19 protein-coding genes are annotated in these 19,077 nt (G+C 70.0%); 6 read left to right on the plus strand and 13 right to left on the minus strand.

What is annotated here, in order from left to right; all coding sequences use genetic code 11:
• Position 1 precedes the first annotated feature (1 nt).
• The 5 genes from AC1DMQ_RS10125 to AC1DMQ_RS10145 form a co-directional block, all read right to left on the minus strand.
• On the minus strand, positions 2-1,711 hold the full coding sequence (locus AC1DMQ_RS10125; protein ID WP_477033435.1) for a fatty acyl-AMP ligase: 1,710 nt from the start codon (positions 1,709-1,711) through the stop codon (positions 2-4).
• Positions 1,708-3,069, minus strand: a complete 1,362-nt coding sequence (locus AC1DMQ_RS10130) for a lipopolysaccharide biosynthesis protein (RefSeq protein ID WP_477033436.1) — start codon at positions 3,067-3,069, stop codon at positions 1,708-1,710. Before AC1DMQ_RS10130 ends, AC1DMQ_RS10125 begins: the two co-directional genes overlap by 4 nt.
• Complete coding sequence (locus tag AC1DMQ_RS10135) at positions 3,066-4,244, minus strand: glycerophosphotransferase (protein WP_477033437.1); 1,179 nt, start codon at positions 4,242-4,244, stop codon at positions 3,066-3,068. Before AC1DMQ_RS10135 ends, AC1DMQ_RS10130 begins: the two co-directional genes overlap by 4 nt.
• Positions 4,241-4,858 (minus strand): LPS export ABC transporter periplasmic protein LptC, encoded by a 618-nt coding sequence (gene lptC / locus AC1DMQ_RS10140; protein ID WP_477033438.1) that lies wholly within the window; start codon positions 4,856-4,858, stop codon positions 4,241-4,243. Before lptC ends, AC1DMQ_RS10135 begins: the two co-directional genes overlap by 4 nt.
• Before the next feature lie 123 nt (positions 4,859-4,981).
• On the minus strand, positions 4,982-5,749 hold the full coding sequence (locus tag AC1DMQ_RS10145; RefSeq protein ID WP_477033439.1) for a pseudouridine synthase: 768 nt from the start codon (positions 5,747-5,749) through the stop codon (positions 4,982-4,984).
• 114 nt (positions 5,750-5,863) lie between these two features.
• On the opposite strand from AC1DMQ_RS10145, the gene AC1DMQ_RS10150 reads away from it, so the two are divergent.
• On the plus strand, positions 5,864-6,166 hold the full coding sequence (locus tag AC1DMQ_RS10150; RefSeq protein ID WP_477033440.1) for a hypothetical protein: 303 nt from the start codon (positions 5,864-5,866) through the stop codon (positions 6,164-6,166).
• 57 nt (positions 6,167-6,223) lie between these two features.
• On the opposite strand, the gene AC1DMQ_RS10155 is transcribed toward AC1DMQ_RS10150, so the two are convergent.
• Entirely contained in the window at positions 6,224-6,415 is a 192-nt protein-coding gene (locus AC1DMQ_RS10155; protein ID WP_477033441.1) for a hypothetical protein, read from the minus strand.
• 8 nt (positions 6,416-6,423) lie between these two features.
• On the minus strand, positions 6,424-6,735 hold the full coding sequence (locus AC1DMQ_RS10160) for a plasmid stabilization protein (RefSeq protein ID WP_477033442.1): 312 nt from the start codon (positions 6,733-6,735) through the stop codon (positions 6,424-6,426).
• A gap of 102 nt (positions 6,736-6,837) precedes the next feature.
• Here AC1DMQ_RS10160 and AC1DMQ_RS10165 point away from each other — a divergent pair, with 102 nt between their 5' ends.
• The gene (locus tag AC1DMQ_RS10165) at positions 6,838-7,293 is read left to right on the plus strand and encodes a hypothetical protein (RefSeq protein ID WP_477033443.1); all 456 of its coding nucleotides are present in this window, start codon (positions 6,838-6,840) and stop codon (positions 7,291-7,293) included.
• Positions 7,294-7,299: 6 nt separating this feature from the next.
• On the opposite strand, the gene AC1DMQ_RS10170 is transcribed toward AC1DMQ_RS10165, so the two are convergent.
• From AC1DMQ_RS10170 to AC1DMQ_RS10185, 4 genes are all read right to left on the minus strand, one after another.
• Positions 7,300-8,850: a carboxylesterase/lipase family protein gene (locus tag AC1DMQ_RS10170; protein WP_477033444.1), complete on the minus strand. Its 1,551-nt coding sequence runs from the start codon at positions 8,848-8,850 to the stop codon at positions 7,300-7,302.
• A gap of 79 nt (positions 8,851-8,929) precedes the next feature.
• The gene (locus AC1DMQ_RS10175) at positions 8,930-9,574 is read right to left on the minus strand and encodes a hypothetical protein (protein ID WP_477033445.1); all 645 of its coding nucleotides are present in this window, start codon (positions 9,572-9,574) and stop codon (positions 8,930-8,932) included.
• Positions 9,575-9,666: 92 nt separating this feature from the next.
• Complete coding sequence (gene pcaF / locus AC1DMQ_RS10180) at positions 9,667-10,869, minus strand: 3-oxoadipyl-CoA thiolase (RefSeq protein WP_477033446.1); 1,203 nt, start codon at positions 10,867-10,869, stop codon at positions 9,667-9,669.
• Positions 10,870-10,936: 67 nt separating this feature from the next.
• A complete protein-coding gene (locus AC1DMQ_RS10185; protein ID WP_477033447.1) occupies positions 10,937-11,080 on the minus strand; it encodes a hypothetical protein in 144 nt (47 codons plus the stop codon).
• A gap of 122 nt (positions 11,081-11,202) precedes the next feature.
• Between AC1DMQ_RS10185 and AC1DMQ_RS10190 the strand changes: the two genes are divergently transcribed.
• A complete protein-coding gene (locus AC1DMQ_RS10190; protein ID WP_477033448.1) occupies positions 11,203-11,628 on the plus strand; it encodes a GNAT family N-acetyltransferase in 426 nt (141 codons plus the stop codon).
• Here AC1DMQ_RS10190 and AC1DMQ_RS10195 read toward each other — a convergent pair.
• Positions 11,625-13,313 carry an ATP-binding protein gene (locus tag AC1DMQ_RS10195; RefSeq protein WP_477033449.1) on the minus strand — a complete coding sequence of 563 codons (1,689 nt, stop codon included), beginning with the start codon at positions 13,311-13,313 and terminating at the stop codon, positions 11,625-11,627. The genes AC1DMQ_RS10190 and AC1DMQ_RS10195 overlap by 4 nt on opposite strands.
• Before the next feature lie 145 nt (positions 13,314-13,458).
• Entirely contained in the window at positions 13,459-15,102 is a 1,644-nt protein-coding gene (locus tag AC1DMQ_RS10200; RefSeq protein ID WP_477033450.1) for a pectate lyase, read from the minus strand.
• 520 nt (positions 15,103-15,622) lie between these two features.
• Here AC1DMQ_RS10200 and AC1DMQ_RS10205 point away from each other — a divergent pair.
• From AC1DMQ_RS10205 to AC1DMQ_RS10215, 3 genes are all read left to right on the plus strand, one after another.
• On the plus strand, positions 15,623-15,793 hold the full coding sequence (locus AC1DMQ_RS10205; RefSeq protein WP_477033451.1) for a hypothetical protein: 171 nt from the start codon (positions 15,623-15,625) through the stop codon (positions 15,791-15,793).
• A gap of 105 nt (positions 15,794-15,898) precedes the next feature.
• Positions 15,899-16,930, plus strand: a complete 1,032-nt coding sequence (locus AC1DMQ_RS10210) for a sensor histidine kinase (protein ID WP_477033582.1) — start codon at positions 15,899-15,901, stop codon at positions 16,928-16,930.
• Positions 16,931-17,037: 107 nt separating this feature from the next.
• Positions 17,038-18,918 carry a transglycosylase domain-containing protein gene (locus tag AC1DMQ_RS10215; RefSeq protein WP_477033452.1) on the plus strand — a complete coding sequence of 627 codons (1,881 nt, stop codon included), beginning with the start codon at positions 17,038-17,040 and terminating at the stop codon, positions 18,916-18,918.
• The last annotated feature ends 159 nt before the right edge of the window (positions 18,919-19,077 follow it).

Here is a 19,077-nt window from a genome sequence, read left to right on the forward strand (position 1 = left end):
GTCAGGCGCGCTCTGTGGGGGCGTAGGCGCCGGCCAGATAGGCGGCCTTGGCCTTGGAGCGGCTGAGCTTGCCCGACGAGGTCTGGGGCAGGGCGTGGGCCCCCACCAGCTGGATCTGGGCCTCGACCTGGTGGCGCAGGCGCAGGACGCCGGCGATCTTCTCGACCAGGGCCGCGCGGGTGTCGGCGTCGCCGCCGCGCGCCTGTACCAGGACCACGACCACTTCCTCGCCGTCGCCGGGGACCGAGAAGGCCGCCACGTCGCCGCTGCGCAGGCCCTCGACCTCGGCTTCGGCGGTCCATTCCAGGTCCTGCGGCCAGATGTTGCGGCCGTTGAGGATGATCAGGTCCTTGCCGCGGCCGGTGATGACGATCTCGCCGTCGATCAGGTAGCCCAGGTCGCCGGTGTCCAGCCAGCCGTCGGCCGACAGCACGCGGGCGGTCTCCTGGGGCTGCTCGAAATATTCCCGCATCAGGCTGGGGCCGCGGGCGTAGATGCGGCCCACGCCGCGCTCGGGCAGGACGGCGCCGTTCTCGTCGCGGACTTCCAGCTCATGGCCGGGCAGGGCCGGGCCGTTGCGGGCGAATTCGCGCGAGCGCTCGGTGTCGCTGGTGAGGACAGCCTCGTGCTGCTCCAGGCGCTCGACGTCCAGGCGCTCGGTCTTCAGGCCGCCGCCCAGCGGAGCCATCGACAGGGCCAGGGTCGCCTCGGCCATGCCGTAGCTGGCGACGAACGCCTTGTCGGAGAAGCCGACGCTGGCGAACCGCTCGGCGAAGGCGCGCAGAGGGCCGGTGCGGATCATGTCGCCGCCCAGGCCGGCGCTGCGCCACTTGGAGAGCTCAAGGTGCTCGATCGAGGCCACCTCGGCGCGGCGGGCGCACAGCTCGTAGCCGAAGGTCGGGCTGTAGCTGATCGTGCCGCCGTTCTTGGTGATCAGGTCCAGCCACAGCAGCGGCCGGCGCACGAAGGCGCCGGTGGGCAGCAGGTCGACCGACATCTGGCTGGTCATGGGGCTCAGCAGGAAGCCGATCAGGCCCATGTCGTGATAGAGCGGCAGCCACGAGACGGCGCGGTCGCTGGGCCGCACCTGCAGGCCGTCGCGGGTGATAGCCACGGCGTTGGCCATCAGGGCCCGGTGGGTGACCAGCACCCCGGTCGGGAAGCGCGTGCTGCCCGACGAGAACTGCAGGTAGCAGGTGTTGTCCGGCGCGACTTCGGGCAGGGCGTCGCCCTTGGAGTCAGGCAGGTCGGCCAGGACGCCGGCGAAGTCCAGCGGCGTCTTGGCGGCGATCTCGGCCACCCAGTCCTTCATGCCGGCCGGGCCGATCAGCAGCTTGGCGTGGGCCGAGCCCAGCATGCGGGCGATCTGCTCGACATAGGCCTCGCGGCCGCCCAGCGGCGCGGGCAAGGGCAGGGGCGCGGGCACCAGGCCGGCGTACTGGCAGGCGAAGAAGGCGCGCACGAAGTCGGCCTCGGTGTCGGCGATCAGGCCGACGCTTTCGCCGGGCTTGGCCCCGGTCGCCAGCAGCCGCTCGGCCAGGCCCAGGGCCTGCTGGCGCAGGGTGGCGTAGGGCAGGGCCTCGACCAGTTCGCCGCGCAGCGAGTAGAGGTTGACCCCCGTCTCACCGGTCGCGGCGAAGTCGAGCGCGGCCGTCAGGGTTGGGAAATCGGCGAATCTAACGGTTCGCGAGGGGGACGTCGGAGTAATCATTGCGAGAGGCCTTTGGCGCCGTTTTGACCTTCGGCGCAAGTTTGTTCGTCGCCTTTGGCGGCGGTGGATCGGGCTAGGCTGCGGCGCAGGGTCCAGAACATGCCCAGCGCCATGGCCGCGGCGGCCCCGACGAGAGCGGCTCCGGCGCCGGTCAGGCCCAGCGCCTTGATGATCGGAACCAGCGCCGCCAGATAGACGGCGCAGACCACCAGCCGCACCCGCAGGGCGACGCCCGCCTGGTTCAGCGAGACCAGCATCGGCTCCAGCGGCAGGGCCAGGACGCCGATMGCGGCGGCGGCCACCTGCCAGGTCATGATCGGGGCGGCGGCGGCGAACGGCTTGCCCATCACCAGGGTCAGGATCGAGGCGCCGAACAGCATCGAGACCAGCAGCAGCACGCCGGCCACGGCGCCGCCCATCAGGCCGATCTGGCCGGCCAGCTTGCGCATCGCCGCCTCGCCGCCGGTGGCGCGCATCTTGGCCAGTTCCGGATAGAGGGCGGGGGTCAGCAGCTTGGCGGGCTTGGCCATGCCGTCGGCCACTTGCCGGCCGACGCGCCACAGCGCCGCCTGGGTGGGGCCCAGCACCGCGCCGACCACCAGGGTGATGACGTGGGTGAAGGCGGTGTCCAGCGTGCCGCTGAAATTGGTGGCCCAGGCGAAGCGCCAGACGCCGGGCAGGCCCTCGCTGGTCGGCCCCCGGAACGTGAAGCCCTTCAGCAGGTCGCGACGGGCCAGGTCCCACAGGGCCACGCCCATCACGTACAGGAACGAGGCCACCGTGCCGGCCGCCCAGGCGACCAGGAACCAGCCGATCGGCGCGTCCAGCGCGAAGGCCGCGGCGCAGCCGATCAGGCGCACGATCGAGCTGACCGCCTGCTCGCCCGCCAGGAACCGGAACCGGTCGAACAGGCGCAGCAGGCCGACCGAGGTGGCCGAGGTCATCATGGCGATCGACAGGGCGTAGAGCGCCGCCGCCGGGGCCAGCTCGCGCGGCCAGCCCAGGGTCGAGCCCAGCAGCAACGCGCCGCCGACGCCCAGCACCACCCCCACGGCCGCCCCGATCAGGTCCAGCAGCAGGGTGAACCGCAGCACCTGCTGGAAGCGGGGACGGTCGCCGGTCAGCAGCGGTCCGGTCCCGTACTGCAGCACCGTCTGCCACGACTGGAACTTGGCCACGTCGCCCAGGAACTGGGCGTAGGCGTTGATCAGCACCAGCACGCCCATCTGCACCGCGCCCAGGCCGCGCGCGGTCAGGGCGATGTAGGCCAGGCTGACGATGGCGTTGACGGTGCGGCCTCCGAGCAGGGTTCCGGCATTGGCCAGAACCCGCTTCAAGACCTTGGAATCGTTACTCATCTTGGACGGTGCTTCATCACCGGCAACCGGTCGACGATCGCCTGGGCGGCGCGCACCGACGACGGGGTCTCGCGCAGGTCGAAGCTCTCGGCGAAGCCGCGCTTCTGGGCCTCGACATAGTCGCCGTGCCCGCGCTGGGCCGAGGCGACGGCGTCGACCACGTCGTCCACGTCGTCGATCCCCTCCAGAACGGGGCCGTAGCGCCAGTGATGGAAGCTCTCGTCGCCCCGCCAGTCGGCGTTGCTGGCGTTGAGGAACAGGCACGGCTTGGGCGTGCGCAGGAACTCGTAGATCTGGCTGGAGACGTCGCCCAGATAGATGTCGGCCGCGCGGGTGTAGGTCATGTCGATCGCCGCCGGCCCGCCCAGGTCAAGATGGATGCGCGGGTGGTCCACGAACGGGGCCAAGGCCTCGATCGTCCTCGGGTCCGCGCCCTCGAAGAGCCGGATATGGGGCGCGAAGATCAGATTGTAACGTTCGTCCGCCGCGAACCGCTCGAGAATCTGCCGACCCCATCGCGGCCAGGAGCCCAGGGTGGGGTGGAAATGCGGGTTGTACAGCACCAGCGGCTTGGCCTGCGGAAAGACCGGCAGCGGCGAACCGGGCAGGGCGTCGATGATGTCGAACTTGGGGTAGCCGACCATGGCGCAGGTCTGGGGCGTGACCCAGCCCTCGTCCAGCATGCGGTCGCGCTGCTTGGGGCCGGCGGCCATCACCAGGTCGAACTGCTTGAGGCGCGGCTCGAACGGCCCGCCGCGATCGCCCGCGCCGTGCTGGGTGTAGACCAGCTTGCTGTCCTTGACCCCCAGCTTGCGCAGCAGGGTCGTGGTGCGCTCGGGGGTGACGATGGCGTCGTAGCGCGCCAGCCGCCGGGCGTTGGCCGCCAGCATCAGCGCCTTGGGCGGCGTGCTGGCGCCCTTCAGACGCAGGTCCCGCAGCCAGCTCGGCGGCAGCAGCCGCGAAGGGATCGGCGGGACCTTCAAGGTCTCGAGCAGCTCGCGCACATAGTCCAGGTGCTCCTGGGTCGTGGTGGCGATGTGGACGTCGATGTCGGGCCAGCCCTTGGCCAGCGCGATGGCGATCGGCAGGCTGTGCAGGATCTGGTGGGTCTGGGCGATGTAGAGGAAGCAGACGCTGGGCCTGGCTCCACGCCCCTTCGGATCGGGCTTGATCACTGTTGCGGCGTGAGGCGCGTGCGCACCCGGCCCTTGAACACCACCCGATCGCCCTTGTCGCTGACCGAGTAGTTGTCGGCCCGGATCGAGCCGCTGTTCGGGCCCGCGCCCTCGACCGCCGCGCCGCCGACCAGGTCGCCGGTGTGGGTGTCGATCAGCGCCTTCTGCGAGGCGAACTGATAGCCCGCGCCGTTGTCGATCTTGACGTCGCCGGTCAGCAGCAACGAGCCCTTCTCTTCCTGGTAGGCCCCGTCCTTGGAGACCACGTGGGTGGGGGCGGGCGAGCCGTAGCCGCGGGTCAGCTGCGGGTTCTTCAGGAACACCTGGTCGGCGTTGTTGAGGTCGCGGGTGGCCGAGGTGGCGGTGATCAGGAAGGCCCGTCCGTCCTTCAGCGTGCCGGTGAAGCGCGGATTGTCCATGCGCAGCGGCGCGGCGGAGGCAGGCGCGGTGGGCTTGATCGCCATGGCGCGGATCACGCCCTGGCCGACGATCGCGACCGCCATGCCGATGGCGATGGCCGGCAGGACGGTCCGCATCGCCCGCACCGGCTTGCGGTGGCGGTTGCGGTTCTTCTTGCGGACCGGTTTGGCGGCTGCGGGCGTGATGGCGATCATGGCTGTGCGAACTGAAAGCGACGGGCGAAAGGCAATGGACGACCGGCTTAAGCCTCCCGGCGCGATCCCCCAAGAGGTATTGCGACCCTGCCTCCGCCCGGGTTGGCGGTCAACAACGGCGGCTCAGGCGGCGGGGGTGGTCAGGCTGTTTCGTTCGGCGGTCGTCAGCGGCCGCCAGCGACCTTCCGGCAGGTCGCCCAGGACCAGGTCGCCGATGCGGATGCGCAGCAGGTCCACGACGATCAGCTCGACCAGCTCGCACATCCGGCGGATCTGGCGATTGCGGCCTTCCTTGAGGATGAACTTCAGCTGCTGGCGGCCCACGACCTCGACCTGGGCGGGGCGCAGCGCCCGCTCGTCCAGCTCCAGGCCATGGCGCAGCAAGGCCAGCTTCTCGTCGGTGATCCAGCCGTCGACCCAGACCAGATATTCCTTTTCCATGTCCGAGGCCGGGCCGATCACCGCCTTGGCCACCACCCCGTCCTCCGAGAGGATCAGCAGGCCGCGCGAATCCATGTCGAGGCGCCCGACCGGGGCCAGGTTGTTGCTGAAGCCGGGGATGACCGGGCTCTGACCGAACAGCGCCTCGCGGGTCAGCAGGCGCACGGCCGGGACCTGGCCCGTATCGGGCTGGGCCGAGACGATCCCGATCGGCTTGTGGATCATCACCGTCAGCGCGCCTTCCAGCTGGGCCTGGGCGCGGTCGGACAGCACCAGGGTCTGGCCGGGCTCGATCTTGCGGCCGACGTCGTCGACCCGCTGGCCGTCGATCGACACCAGGCCCTGGGTGATCAGGGCCTCGGCCTCGCGGCGCGAGCAGACGCCGTTCTGGGCCAGCCAGCGATTGACGCGCTGCGGCTCGGCTTCGTCGTACAGGCGGGTCCAGGCCATGGTCGGGCGTCCAGAGAGGTGAGCGGGCCTGTCTAGGGCCACGCGGGGGCGCTCGGCAACCGTCATGGGCGCAAGGCCGTTGCTTCAGCAGTGCAATTGGGTCTGGAGATTCCGATGACCGACCGCGTCGACAACGACACCGCCCTGGAGGAGGTCCTGGAATTCCTGGCCGATCCGCCCGCGCCCGGCACACCGGAAGACGCTCGTTTCGGCGACCGTTTGCGCCAGGTGCTGTCGGCCTCGATCGTCGACGACCCGGTCGACGAGGACGACCCGATCCCCAAGGCCGAGCTGGCCTTGGACGATGACCTGCGCCGTAAGCTGGAGGCGGTGGCCAAGCACCGGTCCAGCAATCCGTTCGGCGAGCATCCGGACGGGATCGGGCCGACGCTGGGGATGGATCTGCGGAAATCCTAGCGACAGGGCTGCTGTCGGGGACAGGCGCATGCGCCTGTCCCCAGCGTTGGCCGGGACCTAGACCCGCCCGCCTGGACTGTCCTTGAACGTGTCGCCGACCTCGCGGGAATCCCCGCCGTCCGGTCCGGCCGAGCGCCGCTCCTTCTGGCCGGTCTTCTTGGTGTCCTTGTCAGACACAAGTCCGGGACGCTCGCCGGCGGGCAGGGCCTCGTTGGCCTCGCGGCCGGGACTGTTGATCTTGTCGGTCATGAACCCTCTCAGTGATGGGTGGCGTTGCGCTTGCGGGTCGCGGCGGCCTTCCTGGCCGAGGCCGAGCGTTCGGCCGCCGTGCGGGAGGCCGCCGCCTTGCCGCCCTTTTCGCCGCCCTTGTGGGCCGCCGGGTGGCCGGTGTGCTTGCCGCGCCCCGAGCCGCCGGGCTCCTTGCCGCCGCCGTCGTCCTTGTTGACCGTCGCCCAGGCCCGCCGTTCGGCCTCCTTCTCGGAGACGCCGCGCGCTTCGTAGCCTTCGGCGATGTGGTCGGCCTTGCGCTCCTGCTTGTCGGTGTATTTCGACTTGTCGCCCTGGGGCATCGTCGTCCTCCATTCGCTGTGGAGGGAAAATCCGTCGCCGGCGGGTCGGGTTCCTAAAGCCGACCTTCGGAACGGCCTGGATTATCCGGTCGTTCGGAGAGCATGGCGCGCAAGCTCAAGGTGTTTTCCTGGTCCGACGGCCTCCACGACTACACCGTGGCCGCGACCTCGCGCGCCAAGGCCCTGGAGGCCTGGGACGTCGGCCGCGACCTGTTCAAGGACGGCACGGCGCGGGAGCTGTCCGAGGGCGCGAACCACGACGCCGCCGTCGCCGAGCCGGAGACGGTCATCACCACCCCGGCCGGCGGACTGGGCGCGGCGCTCAAGGCCTTGCCCGCCAAGGCGCGGCGCAAGCCGTCCAAGGCGGAGACGGCGCGGGCGGAGAAGCTGGCGGCCCTGAAGGCGGAGCTCGAGGGCGTCGAGGACGAAGCCGAGGCCTCGGAGCTGGCCTTCGCCGAGCGCCACGCGGCGCTCGACGCCGAGGAAGCGGCGGCGATCGACGGCCTCGCGGCGCGGCGGGCCCAGCTTCAGAAGGCGATCAAGGCGGCGAAAGGCTAGGCGTCGCTATTTCCCCACGCTTTCCAGCAAGCGCAGCCGCGCCACGTCCGGATCGTCCACGAGCCGCGGCTCCGGCCCGATCAGCATCTTCTTGGGCGCGTCGGGCGAATACGGCGCCCAGGTCGGCAGGCCGGGTCCGTTCGGATCACCGGTCCGCGCGAAATTGACCCAGTAGGACGACATCTGGTCGGCGACGCGGCGGTCCGTGGCGTCGGTCGTCCAGGCCTTGATGATCTCAGGATGGTCGAACACGTAGACGATGTCTGCCGAGTGGAAGGCGCCGAAATCCTTGCCGCGATTGGCCGCGCCGAACCAGGCGTCCGGAATCCTGGGCGCATGGTCGAAGCGGTAGACATAGACGGGCGACTTGCCGGTCCGGGTCTGCGCCATGGCCCAGCGCCAGGTCGGCAGGCCCATCCAGAGGTCGCCGGCGTAGGTCTGCCGCGAGGCCTGCTCGATGGCCGGCGTGTGGACCGGATAGAGCGCCAGCGCCTCGCCGACCCGAGGACCGAAGCGCTCGGCCAGCACCTGCTGCAGGGTCTTGTTCTCGAAGTTGCCGAACAGGCTGCCCTCGTCGCGGTTCCAGCCGACCAGCAGCGGCACGTCCGCTTGCTCGCGGGCGGCGAAGGTCTGGGCGGCGCCGGCGGGCAGGATCCAGCCGTCCAGGTTGGGGCGGAAGCCGAAGTCGGCGTTCGGCGCGGTGAAGGCGGCCAGGATCTCGGCGGAGGAACGCGCGCGCAGCCTCGCCAGGTCGTCGCCGCCCAGCGACTGGGCGAAGGCTTTGCCGACGGCCTCGGCCTGGGCCAGGGTCTGGTCGTCGCGCGTCATCGAGAAGGCCGATCCGCTCTCGCCGATGGCGCGATGGAACAGGCCCTTGGCTTCGGGCGAGATCATCATCCGGCTGACGGCGTCCGATCCGGCCGACTCGCCGACGATCGTGACCTTGTCCGGATCGCCGCCGAATGTCGCGGCGTTGGCCTTCACCCAGCGCAGGGCGGCGATCATGTCGGCCAGGGCCTGGTCGCCGCTGGCGTGGCGCGGGCTCTCGGCGGTCAGCTCCGGATGGGCCATGAAGCCGAAGACGCCCAGGCGGTAGTTGATGGTCACCACCACCACGCCCTTGCGGGCCAAGGCCTCGCCGTCGTGGCGCGGCTCCGCGCCCGAGCCCGCGCCGTAGCCGCCGCCGTGGATCCAGAAGAACACCGGCAGCTTCTCGCCCGGCTTGGCCGCCGTGCTGACGTTCAGATAGAGGCAGTCCTCGCTCATGGACGGCGTGAACGGGTCGATGTCGTCGTAGCGCTTGGGCTGCAGGCAGTTGGGGGCGTAGGCGTCGACCGGACGCGCGCCGGCCCAGGGCCGCAGCGGTTGCGGCGGCTTCCAGCGGTTCTCCCCGACCGGCGGCGCAGCGTAGGGCAGACCCTTGTAGACCCGCACGCCGTCGGCGGTCGGCGCGGCCTGGGTGATCTCGCCGCCGGTGACCTTCAGCGTCTGGGCGGCGACGGGCGTGGCCAGCAGGGCCGCCGCCAGGACGGGCAGGGCGAGGGCGCGAAGGATCATGGACGGCTCCAGCGATGCGGAGCCGGGATCATGGGTGATTCAGCGGCGCTGTCGCCAATCCATTCAAAGGGCGGGCCATTCAAGGGTGGGCGGTCGCCGGACCGTCGGCCGCCACCCAGGTCAGGAACGCGCTCTGGAAGGGCGGCAGCACCTTGGCTTGCCGGCGCAGGGCGTCGGCGCTCTGGACCTCGCACTTGCCGCCGGCCGTGGCGAAGCCGGCCGGGCGCGGGGTCTGCGACGGACACTGCACCGGCCAGACGACCGCCCGGTCGATCAAGCCGGCGCTGGTCCGGTGGAGGGGACGAAGGGCCAGGTAGCCCGGTTTCAGCGGTCCGCCCTGGGGCGTCGAGGCCGACGGCGGACCGTTGGTGGCGCCGTTGATCAGTTCGACGATCTCGGGGTCTCCGTCGATCAGCAGGTAGTCGCTGGATTTGGGCGGCTGCAGCGCCGCGAGCGATCGCGCTGCCGGACCGAACGCCCGGACCATGGCGGTCTCGGCGTCCCAGCTCATCTTGCCGTGCGCGACCTCCACCGGGGCGGAGCAGTCCGGCAACCGGCCCGATGGGGCGGGCCGGACGTCGCAGCCAGGCCCGGACAAGGCCCAGACGCCGTCGGCCAGGCCATGGGGCGAGGCGTCGGCGGCGGCGAACAACGGCGTTTCGGACACCACGGCGCAGCCCGTCAGCAGGGCGGAGGCCAGGATCAGCGGCAAGACGGGTTTCATGACCGGCCTCCTTCGGAGAGCGGAAGGCGCGGCGCGACCTTCGCTGCCCGGAGGGTCGGCGCGGCGTGTTGCGGGATGATTGCAGCGCCGTTTCAGACGCGCTCGACCACCATCGCGATGCCTTGGCCCACGCCGATGCACATGGTCGCCAGGCCGTAGCGGGCGCCGCGGCGGTGCAGTTCCTCGACCAGGGTCAGGCCCAGGCGGGCGCCGCTCATGCCCAGCGGGTGGCCCAGGGCGATGGCGCCGCCGTTGGGGTTCACGTGCTCGCCGTCATCGGGCAGGCCCAGGTCGCGCAGCACGGCCAGGCCCTGGGCGGCGAAGGCCTCGTTCAGCTCGACCAGGTCGATGTCGCCGATCGAGAGGCCCAGGCGCGCCAGCAGCTTCTTCGTCGCGGGCACCGGGCCGATCCCCATCACGCGGGGTTCGACCCCGGCGGCGGCGACGCCCAGGATGCGGGCGCGGGGCGTCAGGCCGTGGGCCTTGGCCGCCGCCTCGGAGGCGACGATCAGGGCGGCCGCCCCGTCGTTGACGCCCGACGCGTTGCCGGCGGTGATCGTGCCGTCGGGCCGGACGATGGGCTTCAGCGCCGACAGCGCCTCGATCGTGGTGGCGCGCGGGTGCTCGTCCCTGGATACCACGACCGGATCGCCCTTGCGCTGGGGCAGGGTGACCGAGACGATCTCGGCGTCGAACCGGCCCGAGCCTTGCGCGGCCGCCGCGCGGGCCTGGCTGCGCAGGGCGAAGGCGTCCTGGTCGGCGCGGCTGACCTGCCACGCCTCGGCGACGTTCTCGGCGGTCTCGGGCATGGAGTCGACGCCATAGGCCTTGCGCATGGCCGGATTGACGAAGCGCCAGCCGATCGTGGTGTCGAAGATCTCGGCGTTGCGCGAGAAGGCGCTGTCGGCCTTGCCCATCACGAACGGCGCGCGGCTCATGCTCTCCACGCCGCCGGCCAGCATCAGCTGGGCCTCGCCGGACTTGATGGCGCGGGCGGCCACGCCCAGGGCGTCCAGGCCCGAGCCGCACAGGCGGTTGACGGTCGAGCCCGAGGCGGTGGTCGGCAGGCCGGCCAGCAAAGCTCCCATTCGGGCAATGTTGCGATTGTCCTCGCCGGCCTGGTTGGCGCAGCCCAGCACCACGTCGTCCAGCGCGTCCCAGTCGACGCCGGGATTGCGGGCCATCAAAGCCTTGATTGGGATCGCCGCCAGGTCGTCGGCCCGCACGCCCGACAGCGCCCCGCCGTAGCGGCCGATCGGCGTGCGGACGGCGTCGCAGATGAAGGCGTCGGTCACGGCTGGATCCTCGCAAACACTTGTTTGAAGGCAGCCTACCGGGCCCGGCCCAAGGATCAAGGGCTGGCTAGTTGTTGATCTCGATCGTCTCGATCCGCGACTGGGTGGCCTCGGCCTTGCGGTGGCCGGGGACCGGCATCAGCAGTCCGGCCAGGACGGCGGCCAGGACGGCGGCCAGGACGGCCAGGGAAATGAAGGCCTTGAGGGCCATGACGCACACGAATTGCTGTTAATCCGACCCTGAAACAGCGCCCCGGTCGGGCGGCGGGTTCCAAAGTCGGCTTCCCTACACGGCGCCTTCACGATCGCAATCGCACGAGCGAGAGTGGGCGCATGACGTTCGAGATCCGCCAGACCGACCAGCCTTCGCTGGACTCCTACCAGCAGGGCCTGGCCGTGCTGCGTGCGTTCACGGGCAAGGCCGTCGGCCCGCCCGACAACCGCGACTTCGCGCTGCTGATCACCGCGCCGGGCGAGGCGGCGGTGCTGGGCGGCCTGTGGGGGCAGTCGCGGTGGGGCGCCTTCTATGTCGACATGATCGTGGTGCCGGAGGCCTTGCGCGGGACGGGCGTCGGGACCGACCTGATGACCCGCGCCGAGGCCGAGGCGCGGGCGCGCGGCTGTCACCTGATGTGGCTGGACACCTACGCCTTCCAGGCTCGGCCGTTCTACGAGCGGCTGGGCTTCGAGGTCTTCGGCCAGATGGACGGCCCGGCGCCGTTCTATCCGCGGTGGTTCATGCGCAAGGCGCTGGTCTAGGCCGCGCAGGCCTGGGCGATCGCCCGCACCAGGTCGGCCGGCCGGATCGGCTTGGACTGGACCGCGTCGAAGCCGCAGGCCAACAGGTCGCCCTCGTCGCCGTGCATGACGTCGGCGGTCAGGGCGATGACGGGGATGTCGCCGGCGCCCGCTGCTCCGGCCCGGACACGCCGCAGCGCCTCCAGCCCGTCCATGTCCGGCATGTGCACGTCCATCAGCACGGCGTCGTAGACCCGTTCGGCCAGGCGCTCGAGGGCGTGGCGGCCGTTGTCGGCGACCTCGACCACGGCCCCGGCGGCCTCCAGGATGGTGCGGGCCACCAGCTGGTTGATGCGGTTGTCGTCGGCGACCAGCACCCGCAGGCCGACGATGCCTTCGCACGGCGTCTCCGGCGCGACCTCGGGTTCGGCGGCGGCCGGCAGGGGCAGGGCCAGGGTGAAGGCCGAGCCCGCGCCCGGCGCGCTGCGCACGGTGATCGCCCCGCCCATCAGCTCGGTCAGCTGCTTGCAGATCGCCAGGCCCAGCCCGGTGCCGCCGAACCGCCGGGTGATCGAGGCGTCGGCCTGGGAGAAGGTCTGGAACAGGCGCGTCTGCTGCTCGGCCGACATGCCGATGCCGGTGTCGACGACCTGGATCTCCAGGAACGCCGCACCGGCGGGGCCGACCCGCACGGTCACCTCGCCGCTGGCGGTGAACTTCAGGGCGTTGGAGATCAGATTGGTCAGGATCTGCCGAAGCCGGGTCGGATCGCCGCTGACCCAGGTGGGAGCGAGCGGGTCCACGGTGCAGATCAGTTGCACGTCCTTGGCCTGCGCCGCCTGGCTCCACAGGCCGACCACTTCGTCGATCAGGTCGCGGATGTCGAAGGTCAGGATCTCCAGCTCCAGCTTGCCGGCCTCGATCTTGGAGACGTCCAGCACGTCGTTGAGGATGGTCATCAGGCCCTCGCCCGAGCGGATCAGCATGTCGACCTGACGGGACTGCTGGTCGTTCAGCGGGCCGGCGGTCAGGGCGTGGGCCATGCCCAGGACCCCGTTCATCGGCGTGCGCAGCTCGTGGCTCATGGTGGCCAGGAACACCGACTTGGCGGCGCTGGCCGACATGGCGGCGTGCTGGGCGGCTTCCAGCGCCTGGACCCGGCGGGCGTTCACGGCGGCGCTGGACACCACGTAGAGAAGCACCAGGGCCACGGCGATCAGCACGGTCAGGATCGACCAGCCGGTATAGCCGCCCAGCAGCAGCGGCATGCCGGCCAGGGCCAGGGCCGGAAGGCCGGCGTCGAACGCGAACACGGTGGGCGAGCGGAAGGTCACGGCCTGGGCGTGGATCAGCTGTCCGCCGGTCAGGCAGATGGCGGCGAACCGCAGGGCCGGATGCTCGGAAAGCCACAGCAGCACGGCCAGCGAGGTCCAGACGCCGACCATCACCACCACGGCCGAGACGTAGCCGGCGCGGCGCGCCTTGGGCCCGACGCCGCTTCGCGCCGAAAGCCGGGTGACGGCCAGGCCGTAGAGGTCGGCGAACAGCACCGCGGCGAGCCACAGGGCGGCGGTGCGGAAACCAAGATTGAAGATCAGGAAGCCGGTGATGAACACGGCCATGATCAGGCGCTGCGGGCGCGCGCGCCGGCTGGCGACGGCGACTTCGTCGACCCGCTCGTCCAGAATGCCAAGCCCGTCCAGCATGGAAGGCGCCCCCGCGTTACACGGAGGCTCTAGCGCCAAACGGTTAGGAAGATGCTCCCACGGCCCTATTTGATCCGTGGTGCGACAATTTGGTCTTGGATCGGCGAACGGGGGACACGCGCCATGACGCATGTCCCCGTCGCGTTTAGGCCGTCACGTAGCGGATCAGGGCCGCCATGTTCTCGATATAGGCGCCGGTCGAGATGCCCGGCTTGGGCACGTCGGCGATGTAGGGCGAGGTGTCGGTGGGATCGCCCACGCGGGTCGCCGAGAACTCGCCCGGGGTCACGGTCATCGAGCCGTCGCCGATATAGGGGTTGCTGACCGCCTTCATCTCGGTCGGCCACCAGCCCTCGGCGTTCAGCTGCGCCATCAGCTTGGCGGCGTCGGCGTCGGTGGTCTTGTCGCTGGTCTTCAGGGCGCCGACGTTCAGGTCGGACACCGAGAGGTCCTTGGTGGTGAAGTAGCGGGGCAGGGGGCGGCTGCCGCCCTTCACCTTCAGCGGCGAGTCCTTGCTGACCACTTCGGGCGGCGTGGCCTTCAGCGTCTCGTAGCGCTTGCGCAGCTTGTCGATGGCGACCGCGCGGAACGACGAGTAGTGGACGATCGTGTTCTCCCAGTGCTTGTCGATGAAGTACTCGCCGTTGAACACGTTGGAGCCGCGACGGTGCACGTAGAGCGGCTCGTTGGTGCCGATCTCGATGAAGGTCGGATAGCGCGGCTTGCCCGGTGCGATCTTGTCGTCGAGCTTCAGGCCGGCCAGCCAGTCGATGGTCTCGGGGATGCGGTCCAGGTACTTCGGGTCGCCCGTCAGCTGATAGTAGTCCATCAGGTTTTCGAGGTTGCCGGCCGTGGTGTGGCTGGCGAAGGCCTTGGGCTCGTAGGTGCGCGCGCCGGCCGGCTTCAGGTCGGCGACGGTGTGCTGCAGGCCCCAGCCGGGCTGCGGCATCGGCTGGTGGGCGGCGATGTAGATGTCCATGGCGCGCTTGATCGGGTCCAGCACGCGCTTGTCGCCCAGGGTCTGCCAGACCATCAGCAGGAACTTGATGTTCTCGTCGACGACGCCGTCGTTGAAGGTGATGTAGCCCGTGTAGTCGGGGTGGCCCTTGTTCTCGAAGCCGCCCGACAGCGGGAAGCGCTGGGGCCAGCCGCCGTTCGGATATTGGCTGTCGAGGACGAACTGGATGGCCTTGTCCAGCGCCGGCTTGAAGGCCTTGTCCTTCTTTTCCAGATAGATGCGCAGCATCAGCTGGCAGCTCTCGGCGGTGCCCTCGTCGTCGAACGTGGCGTTGCCGTAGTAGTGCTGGAATTCCTCTAGCCGCCAGCCGTTCTTGCCGATGGTGTCGTACCACTTCTGCAGCGACTCCGGCCCGGCCAGGTCGCCCATGTAGTTCCAGCCGCCCGCCGGGTGCTGGATCTTGATCAGCGCTTGAGCGGCTTTGCGGGCCGCCTCGTAGTAATATTCGTCGCCCGTGGCGTGATAGGCGTCGAGGAACAGGTGGCCCATGGTCGCCGTGCCGGGCGGCTGGACCCAGATCATGGTCGGGAAGGCTTCCATCTCGCCGAACCGGCGCGAGAAGTCGGGCAGGTAGCTCCAGACATAGCCGCCCTCGTAGGCGGCCTTCTCGGCCATGAAGGTCGTGGCCTTCTTCATCGTCGCCAGGACCTGGTCCTTGGACGGCGCGGCGCCTTGGGCCAGGGCCTTCAGCGGGGCCATGGCCGCGGCGACGGCGAAGGTGGCGGTGGTCGTCGCCAGCAGGCGGCGGCGTGTGAGGGGGCTAAGCGGCATGGCGACGATACTCTCCCAGGGGCTTTCAGGCCGAAACCCCCCGCGACGCAAGGACGCGGCATGGCGGCTGGGAGAGGAGCTGAGAGGGGTCTTCCAAACCCTCGCGTTCCTGGTCTTCCTCCCGGTCGGTCCTTGCCGAAACCCCTGTCGCCGTTGGGTCGGCGCGGTGTTGTGGACAGTTATGATACCGGTGTCATGACTTGACCAGAGGCTTTTGGTGGAGCTTTGTTATATGACGCCGAGTCATTCTCCTGCGACAGGCCGTCACGTTGTGCCTCCATCGAGGGTGAGCGAGAACGGGTCATCGGTTTTTGAGGCGACGCCGCCGCGCCGGTTTTGGTAGCGCGCGACGCCGTCCTGTTGGGGAACAGGACGACGGCCCCGGGTCAGGAATGACCCGGGGCCGTTTTCATTTCTGACACCGGTTTCTCGCGTAACGATTTGTTTTTACGTGAGGTTACACCGTTCTGCGACCAGCGGTCACATGGATGGGGTCGTTCATCTCCCGTAAATATTCATCATGCCCAGCCAGCTTGACCACCTGAACGAAGCCGAGCGTCTCGAGCGACAAGCCGAGATCGCCGACAGCGATCACGCTCGCGATGCGCTGCGTCGCATGGCCCAGACCTCGCGTCTGTCGGCGGCCCTGGTCGGCATGCTGGAGGCCAGCCGCGAAGATCATCCGGGCTAGTGCGGCCCGGATCGCCTCATCCTCGCGAAACCTGTCTTCAACATACACGCATGGCTTGAATTGCGACGCGGCACGGTGAACATGGCGTGGTGCAAGGAGACCCTGGTGTCGGGCGAGGGATCGGACAAGGCCGTTCTGAAAGGCGCGGGCGCGTACTTCCTCAGCATCGTGGAAGCCAGTCGCGACTGCATCCGGGTGATCAGCCCGGAGGGCTTCCTCGAATTCATGAACGCCCGCGGCCAGGCGCTGTTCGAGATCGACGATTTCGAAGGCCGCAACCGCAGCCGCTACTGGCCCGACATGTGGCCGCCCGAAAGCCGGGCGGACGTCGAGCAGGCCCTGCGCACCGCCATGAAGGGCGAGGCCGCAGCCTTTCGCGCCATCTGCCCCACCGCCAAGGGTGATCCGCGCTGGTGGGACACCACGGTGTCGCCGATCCTCTCGGAAGAACTGGGGGAGGAGGGCCGGGTGATCCGCGTCCTGGCCACCTCGCGCGACGTCACCGGCGAGATGCGCGCCGAAGCCCATCGGCAGCTGCTGGTCAACGAACTGAACCACCGGGTGAAGAACACCCTGGCCACCATCCAGTCGATCGCCAGCCAGTCGCTGCGCAACGCCGGCGTCGACATGTCGGTGCGCGGGGCGCTGGAAGGACGGCTGATGGCGATCGCCGCCACCCACAACGTGCTGACCGACGAGAACTGGTCGGCCGCCAGCCTGCGGCAGATCGTCGACGGCTCGGTCACGCCCTATCGCAACGATCCGGGGCAGCTGACCATCAGCGGCGACGACCTGATGGTTTCGCCCAAGCCGGCGGTGGTGCTGGCCCTGGCCTTCCACGAACTGGCGATCAACGCGCTGAAGTACGGCGCGCTGTCGGTCGCGGACGGCAAGGTCGACATCGGCTGGTCGGTGGCGGGGGGCGAACGGCTGGACATCTCCTGGACCGAACAGGGCGGGCCGCCGGTCCGTTCGCCCGAGCGGCGGGGGTTCGGTTCGCGGATCATCGAGCTGGCCCTGCCCAACGAACTGGGCGGGGAGGTGGATCTCGACTATCGCCCCGAAGGCCTGCGCTGCCACATCCGCGCGCCGCTGGCGGCCCTGAACCGGGTCGACGCCTTCATGCCGCTGTCCTAGGCGGAGCCCTTCGGCGAGCCGGTCAATGTCCTGACACGGTGAACCCCGATCCTCCTGAGCCGTTGTCCAAGCTTGAGCGGCGTTAAGGTCGCGGAGGCGCGTCGCTGATGATCCCCGAAGGTGCGAAGACAAGCCTGGCGTCCGCCTGGACCGCCGCGCGCGCCTTCGTCGTGCGCCATCGGCTGTGGTTCGGGGCTGGGATCGGCGCCTTGCTGCCGTTGTTGGTCCTGCTGGTCTGGCTGGGCGCCAGCCTGCCGATTTCGCGGGCCCTGGAGCCCCTGCCGAACCGGGCGTTGATCCTGCTGGACGACCAGGGTCGGCCCTTCGCCCGACGGGGGGCGTACAAGGAGGCCCCGGTGGTCATCAAGGCCCTGCCCAAGCACGTGCCGGCCGCCTTCCTGGCCATCGAGGACCGCCGGTTCTACCGCCACATCGGCGTCGACTTCGGCGGCATGGCGCGCGCCCTGGTGGTCAACGCCAAGGCCCATCGCACCGTGCAGGGCGGCAGCACGATCACCCAGCAATTGGCCAAGAACGCCTTCCTCAAGCCCGAGCGCAGCCTGCGCCGCAAGGGCCAGGAGGCGATGATCGCCCTGTGGCTGGAGCTGCGGCTTTCCAAGGACGAGATCCTGGCGCGCTATCTCTCCAGCATCTATTTCGGCGACGGGGTCTACGGTCTGGGCGCGGCGGCCCGGCACTATTTCGGCAAGCCGCCCGAGCAGTTGTCGATCGGCGAGGCGGCGATGCTGGCCGGCATGGTCAAGGCGCCGGTCGACCTGGACCCGGTCGACCATCCCCAGGCGGCCGGCGCGCGGGCCAGGCTGGTGCTGGATGCGATGGTGCGGACCAAGGCGATCACCCGCCAGCAAGCCGACGCGGCCGGTCATGTGGTGGTGCGCACCACCCGGGCCGACCTGCCGGTGGGCGGCTATTTCGCCGATTGGATCTCGCCGCAGGTCAAGTCCGCCTTCGACGGGCCGGGCTATGGCGAGGTGCGCGTGCCCACCACCCTGGACAGCCGCCTGCAGCGGATCGTCGAGCGGGCGGTGGCCAAGGACATGAAGGGCGCGGCCAAGGCCAAGGTGGGACAGGTGGCCGTGGTCGCCATGCGCCCGGACGGCCGGGTGGTAGCCATGCTGGGCGGCACGAACTATCGCCAGACCCCGTTCAACCGCGCCGTCCAGGCCCAGCGGCAACCGGGCAGCGCCTTCAAGCTGTTCGTCTATCTGGCGGCCCTGCGCGACGGGGCCGCGCCCGACAACCTGGTGATCGGCGATCCGGTGACCATCGGCGGCTGGACGCCGGCCAACTACGAGGGCGGGGGCGGGCGCGACCTGACCATCCGCGACGCCTTCGCCCAGTCCAACAACATCATCGCCGCGCGGGTCTACCAGCAGGCCGGCGGCCCCGAGGTGGTCCGGGCGGCGCGGGACCTGGGGATCGTCTCGCCGCTGCGCGAGGACGACGCCACCCTGGCCCTGGGCACGGCCGAGACCAACCTGCTGGAGCTGACCGGAGCCTACGCCGCCGTCGCCTCGGGCAAGATGCCGGTCCAGCCCTACGGCCGCGCGCGCACCACCCCCATCGCCACGGCCGACATGGACACGGCCGAACGCGCGGCGCTCTACGACCTGCTGGGCGCGGTGGTCGAGGAGGGCACCGGCCGCGCCGCGCGCCTGGGCCAGAAGGCTTATGGCAAGACCGGCACCACCCAGGACTATCGCGACGCTGTCTTCGTGGGTTTCACCGGCGACCTGGTGGTCGGGGTCTGGGTCGGCAACGACGACCACTCGCCGATGAGCCGCATGGTCGGCGGCGACCTCCCGGCCCGCATCTGGCGCGACGTGATGACCGCCGGGCTGAAGGCTGGCCTGGTCGCGCGGGACGGTCCGCCCGAGCCGCGCTACGCGCCCGCGCCGGACGTGATCGAGGAAGCGCCGCGTCCCAAGCGCGTGCCGAAATGGATCCGCCGGATCTTCGGGCTCTAGGACGCCCGCGCGCTCCAGCTAGGGAGTGAACTGGTCCAAGCCTTGCTGCCAACCGAGCGCCGCGACCCAGAATGGGACGCTTCGCGATCGCTGTCGGGGGATCGTTCGCGAGGTGCTGGACGGCGTAGTCGGAAAGGCGTTTGACGATGAACCCGAAGG

This window comes from Caulobacter sp. 05L422 (genome assembly GCF_056397765.1).